Below are 4792 nucleotides of genomic sequence, written 5' to 3'. Positions count from 1 at the left end.
GTCCTGCCCGCGCCGTTGTGGAGGATCACGCTGATGAGCCTGGAGAAGCCCTGGAACGACGTCCCGGACCAGTTGCGCCCCGCCGAGCCGGAGACCGACGCCGGGGTCGTCGACGAGGAGGCCGCGGTGGGCCGGGCGCGGCCCGAGCCGGAGCCGGAGGTGCCCGAGGCGGACCCGGCGGACGTGGCCGACCAGCACCGGGTCGTGCCGCTGCCCGACGACGGGCCGACGTCGGACGACGTCTGGTAGCCGTTCAGCCGGAGAGGTCGGTGACCGCGTCGAGGAGGGCGGGGCCGTCGAGCAGCACGCGGTCGTTGTGGTCGGCCCCGGGCACCTCGACGGCCCGCCCGCCCGCCGCCCGCGCCACCGCGCGGCTCTGCTCAGGCGGGACGATCGAGTCGGCCGTGCCGTAGACGACGGTGACCGGCGCGTCCACCCGCGCCACGTGCCGCTCGGTGGCGAACTCGTCCAGCAGCAACCACCGGACGGGCAGGAACGGGTAGTGCCGCGCGCCCACGGCCGCGAGGTCCGTGAACGGCGAGCGGAGCACGAGGCCCGCCGGCGGGTGCTCGGCGGCCAGCTCCGCGACGACCGCCGAGCCGAGGCTCTCCCCGAGGTACAGCAGCCGGTCGGGCGGCACGCCCGCGTCCCGGACCAGGAACTCGCGGGCCGCGCGCACGTCCAGCGCCAGGCCGGCCTCCGTCGGGTCGCCGGGGTTGCCGCCGTAGCCGCGGTAGTCCAGCAGCAGGACGGACAGGCCGCGGGCGGTGAGGGCGCGGGCGAGCGGGGCGCGGAGCAGGCGGTTCCCGGCGTTGCCGGGCGCGACGAGCACGGTGGCGCGCGACCGGTCGACCGGGAAGTGCCAGGCGGCCAGCCGCAGCCCGTCGCCGGTGGTCACCGTGACGTCCCGGCCGCCGTCGAGCACCTCCGACGCGGCCGGCAGCGGACCGCCGGAGGGCAGGAACACCAGCTTGCGCTGGAACGCGAACGCGCCGCCGAACACCACGACCACGATGATGGCGACCACCGCGAGCCCCCACAACACGCGCCTGCGCACCCGACCATCATGCGCGCCCGTGCCGCTGCCGCGACGCTCCGGGCGGTCGATCAGGTGCGCCGTGGCGAGGTCGCCCGTTCGGCGTTGCGGGCGTGGGCGGGCGGTCGGCCCCCGGCGGCCCGGCGCAGGGGTCACGGCGAGGTGGTCGGCGTCGGCCCGGTGGTGGTCGAGGGCGTGTCGGCGGACGAGGACGTGGTCGGGTCCGGCCGTTGGGTGAGCGTCGGCGTCGGCACCGGGTTGGCGGTGGACGTGACCAACGGCTGCGGTTCGTCCTGGGTCGTCACGCCGCACGCGCTCACCAGGAGCGACACCGCCAGCAACACCGCCACGACCTTCATCGCGCACCCTCCGGCTTCATCGCGCACCCTCCGGCTTCATCGCGCGCCCTCCGGCACCTCGACCACGAACCGCGCGCCGCCGCCCGGCCGGTCCTCCACCCACACCGCGCCCCCGTGCCGCTGCACGTGCTGCGCGACCAGCGCCAACCCCAGCCCGCTGCCGGTGTCCGCGCCCCGCCGCCCGGCCCGCGCGCCGCGCGCGAAGCGGTCGAAGACGCGCTCCCGCAGCTCCGGCGGCACCCCCGGGCCGGCGTCGTCCACCTCGATCCGCGCCTTGCCGCCCTGCGAGAACACCCCGATGCGGACCACCCCGCCCGCGTGCCGCTCGGCGTTGTCGAGCAGGTTGTCGACGACCCGGTCCAGCCGCCGCCGGTCGCCCAGCACCTGCGGCGGCGGGGAGCCGGTCTCCAGCGGTACGGGGCCGCCCGGTCGGGCCGCCACCACGTTGCGCACCAACGCGACCAGGTCGATCGTCTCCAGCGTGGGGTCGTCGACCTGCTGGTCGGTGCGGGAGATCTCCAGCAGGTCCACCACCATCCGCGCGAACCGGTCCACTTCGGACGTCAGCAGGTCCAGCGCCTGCCCGGCGGTCCCGGGCACCTCGGCGCGCCGCCGGCGCAGCACCTCGGCGGCGTTGACCATGGTGGTCAACGGCGAGCGCAGCTCGTGGCTCACGTCGCCCGCGAACCGCGCGTCGCGCCGCACCCGCTGCTCCAACGCGTCCGCGGTCGCGTTGAACGTCCTCGCCAACGACGTCAGGTCGGGGTCGGTCTGGGTGGGCAGCCGCGCGCCCAGGTCGCCGCCCGCGATCCGGGACGCGGCCTTGGTCAGGGCGGTCAACGGGCGCAGCGCCCGCCGGCTCGCCCACGAGCCCAACGCGACCCCGAGCAGGCCGCTGGCCACGGTGACCGCCACCAGCAGGGCGCTGAGGAACCGGAACGTGCGGTCCAGCTGCGCCAGCGGCGCCAGCTCGACGTACGCGCCGTCGGTCGAGCCGATCGGCAGCGTCACGGCCAGCACCGGGATGCCGTCCGCGACGAGCCGCTGCGCGGCGGGCGTGCCCGCGCGGCCCAGGTCGACCAGCCGCCGGGGCAGCACCCGCGCGTCCACCTGCCGCCCGCTGGTGAGCACCTGGCCGCCGTGGAACAGCAGCACGGTGGAGTCCGGGCCGGTGGTCAGGCCGGTCAGCAGCCCGGTCAGCCCGTCCGAGCCGGCCCCGAGCGCCGCGTCGACCAGCCGGACGTTGACCTCGGCCTGCCGCACCGCGCTCTGCTCCCGCTGGCGCAGCATGTACCCGGAGGTGAGGTTCCAGATCGCCGCGGCGACCGCGCTGGTCAGCAGCACCGAGCCCAGCCCCATGACCAGCGCGACCCGCCAGCGCAGCGAGAACCGCGGCATCACGGGTCCATCCGGTAGCCCGCCCCGCGCACGGTCACCACCAGCGTCGGCTCGTCGGGGTTCGCCTCGACCTTGCGGCGCAGCCTGCGGATGTGCACGTCGAGCAGGCGCGTGTCGCCGAAGTAGTCGTAGCCCCACACGCGCTGCAGGAGCTGCTCCCGGGTCACGATCCGGCCCTGCGCGGACGCCAGCTCCACCAGCAGCCGGAACTCGGTGCGGGTCAGGTGGACCTCGCGCCCGCCGCGCTGCACCGTGCCCACGTCCGGCCGGATCTCCAGCTCGCCGATCCGGATCACCTCGGTCTGCCGGGCCCCGCCGCGCCGCCGCAGCAACGCCCGGATCCGGGCCGCGAGCACGCTCGCCACCAGCGGCTTGGTCACGTAGTCGTCCGCGCCCGCCTCCAGGCCCTCGATCACGTCCGCGTCGTCCGCCCGCGCGGTCACGATGATGATCGGCAGGTCGCCGCGCGCCCGGAGGGTGCGGCACACCTCCAGGCCGTCCACGCCGGGGAGCATGAGGTCCAGCAGCACCACGTCGAACGTGGCGGTCTCCAGCAGGTCGAGCGCTTCCTCGCCCGACATCACGCCGCTGACCGCGAAGCCCTCGTCGTCCAGGGCCAGTCCCAGCGCCTGGCGGATGTGCTCGTCGTCCTCGACCAGCAGTACGGACAAGTCCATCGGTTCGGGATCCTCGTGTCGGGGTGGCACCCAGACTGCCCGACCGCCACCCCCCGCGCAGGTTTCGCAAGATGATCGCAAGGTTCGGCGCGGTGGTTCCGGGCCGCCCCGGCGCGGGTCGCCACCACAATCGCCGGGTGCACGACCCGCCGGCCTCCCGCGGCCGGCGGCGCCCCGCCCCGACGAGGAAAGTCGGTACCCGCGCTGTGACGGCCATCCCCGGTGACCACGACGTGTCCCAGCTCGTCCTCATCTGCGACCACTGCGGACGTGCGCACGACCGGACCGACGCGACGTGGAGACCGCTGTGGGCCGACGCGGTCGCCGCCGGGTGGCGGGGTTTTGCCCGGCCCGTCGGGCCCCATTCCTGCTTCCGCTGCGCCGACTGACCGACCGCGGTCCGCCACCAGGCGAAACGGCACCGTTCCGTCCTGTCCGGACGACCTTCCGGCGGCGTCGCCGCACCCCGGCTCCGATACAGTACGGGGGTAGGGTGCGGCCACCGTCCCGTCGGCACGTGATCGCCGTCACCCGGCCCGGCCCCCCGGTTGACTCAGGTACCCCCTGGGGGTATGAATACCGGTGACGGCGCCACGCCGGGACGCGGCGAGCGGCCGAAGGGAGTGGGACATGCGGGGGTACACCTCGGACAAGGACGACGTCCTCAAGCGCCTGCGCCGGGTCGAGGGCCAGGTCCGCGGGTTGCAGCGGATGGTGGCGGACGACGAGTACTGCATCGACGTCCTGACCCAGATCGCGGCGGCCACGAAGGCCCTGCAGGCGGTCTCCCTGGGCCTGCTCGACGGCCACCTCCGCCACTGCGTCGCCGACGCGCTCGCGGAGGGCGGCGAGGGCGCCGACGCCAAGGTCCGCGAGGCGAGCGACGCGATCGCCCGCCTGGTGCGGTCCTGAAACCGACCGACGAACGAGGAGCACCACGATGGCCGAGTCCACTTTCACCGTCACCGGCATGACCTGCGGGCACTGCGTGGCGTCCGTGACCGAGGAGGTCACCAAGATCGACGGCGTGACCGGTGTGGACGTCGACCTGCCGACCGGCGCGGTCAAGGTGACCAGCGACACCCCGGTCGCCGAGGCGGACGTGCGCGCGGCCGTCGAAGAGGCGGGTTACGCGCTCGCCGGCTGAACCGGCCGCCGGGAACGACACGGCACGGCACGACCGCGGCACCACCGGCGGTACCCGGTGGCGTCGCACGAGCACCAACGGCACAGCGGCCGAACCGGACCCCGCCGCGAGGCGGGCTCCAACATTCACGAGGACCTGATGAACACATCAGCGAAGCTCTCAGCCTACGGTGCGG

General features: G+C 75.0%; 7 protein-coding genes. 3 read left to right on the top strand and 4 right to left on the bottom strand.

Annotation, left to right across the window (positions count from 1 at the left end):
* The coding region (locus tag ACFXGA_RS24280) for a hypothetical protein (protein ID WP_378091355.1) at positions 1-249 on the top strand (249 nt) is incomplete at its 5' end.
* Between the two features lie 4 nt (positions 250-253).
* Here the strand turns inward: ACFXGA_RS24280 and ACFXGA_RS24275 are convergent.
* The 4 genes from ACFXGA_RS24275 to ACFXGA_RS24260 all read right to left on the bottom strand — a co-directional run bounded on the left by ACFXGA_RS24275 (position 254) and on the right by ACFXGA_RS24260 (position 3470).
* Positions 254-1057 (bottom strand): alpha/beta hydrolase, encoded by an 804-nt coding sequence (locus tag ACFXGA_RS24275; RefSeq protein ID WP_378091353.1) that lies wholly within the window; start codon positions 1055-1057, stop codon positions 254-256.
* A 131-nt stretch (positions 1058-1188) separates the two neighbouring features.
* Entirely contained in the window at positions 1189-1395 is a 207-nt protein-coding gene (locus tag ACFXGA_RS24270) for a hypothetical protein (protein WP_378091352.1), read from the bottom strand.
* A 36-nt stretch (positions 1396-1431) separates the two neighbouring features.
* Entirely contained in the window at positions 1432-2793 is a 1362-nt protein-coding gene (locus ACFXGA_RS24265; RefSeq protein WP_378091350.1) for an ATP-binding protein, read from the bottom strand.
* Complete coding sequence (locus ACFXGA_RS24260; RefSeq protein ID WP_378091348.1) at positions 2793-3470, bottom strand: response regulator; 678 nt, start codon at positions 3468-3470, stop codon at positions 2793-2795. Before ACFXGA_RS24260 ends, ACFXGA_RS24265 begins: the two co-directional genes overlap by 1 nt.
* Positions 3471-4100: 630 nt before the next feature.
* On the opposite strand from ACFXGA_RS24260, the gene ACFXGA_RS24255 reads away from it, so the two are divergent.
* Together ACFXGA_RS24255 and ACFXGA_RS24250 are read left to right on the top strand one after the other, a co-directional pair.
* Positions 4101-4382 (top strand): metal-sensitive transcriptional regulator, encoded by a 282-nt coding sequence (locus tag ACFXGA_RS24255; RefSeq protein WP_378091346.1) that lies wholly within the window; start codon positions 4101-4103, stop codon positions 4380-4382.
* Between the two features lie 28 nt (positions 4383-4410).
* A complete protein-coding gene (locus ACFXGA_RS24250; RefSeq protein ID WP_378091344.1) occupies positions 4411-4617 on the top strand; it encodes a heavy-metal-associated domain-containing protein in 207 nt (68 codons plus the stop codon).
* The last annotated feature ends 175 nt before the right edge of the window (positions 4618-4792 follow it).

Origin of the sequence: Actinosynnema sp. NPDC059335 (genome assembly GCF_042752395.1) — a bacterium.
Taxonomy (GTDB): domain Bacteria; phylum Actinomycetota; class Actinomycetes; order Mycobacteriales; family Pseudonocardiaceae; genus Actinosynnema.
The sequence above is the reverse complement of the archived record's forward strand: the minus strand, read 5'-3'. Positions and strand labels throughout refer to the sequence as shown.